The following is a 433-nucleotide window of genomic DNA, read 5'->3' as shown; positions in this document are numbered from 1 at the left end:
CGGACATAGAGGTCCGCGTCGCCCGTTCCACCCGACAGGGCGAAGCGCAGGTTCGTCGCGCCTTCGGGCACCTCACCCCAGGCATACTCCTTGACGCCACGGGCGGCGGAGAAGACCACGGGGACGTTGGGAACCAGGGGGGGAGGGAGCGGGGGCAGGATGATGACGCCCACCTGAACGGCCTTCCACGCGGCGGTGACGGAGGCGATGGTCGCCGCGTCGTAGCCCAACTGGGCGGCGGCCTGTTCCGTGGCGACCTTCGCCGTCTCGAAGCGGGAGGACGGAGTCAGGAGGTCCACGTTCGCCTTGTAGAAGATGCGGGCGGCCTTCTCGATGCCGATGCCTTCCACGAAGGGCCAGTCCGGATGGCTCGGGTGATGGCCCCCCTGGGAGAGCAGATAGAACGCCAGGTTGGCGATGCCCGAGCTGTAGT

General features: G+C 68.1%; 1 protein-coding gene. It reads right to left on the bottom strand.

Annotated features, from left to right (window positions below; genetic code table 11):
- Window positions 1-433 (bottom strand): M4 family metallopeptidase (locus tag D7Y04_RS42800; protein WP_199749834.1); only part of this gene is annotated, 433 nt, incomplete at both ends.

Source organism: Corallococcus sp. AB038B (assembly GCF_003668955.1).
In the GTDB taxonomy this organism is placed as follows: Bacteria; Myxococcota; Myxococcia; order Myxococcales; family Myxococcaceae; genus Corallococcus; species Corallococcus exiguus.
The sequence above is the reverse complement of the archived record's forward strand: the minus strand, read 5'-3'. Positions and strand labels throughout refer to the sequence as shown.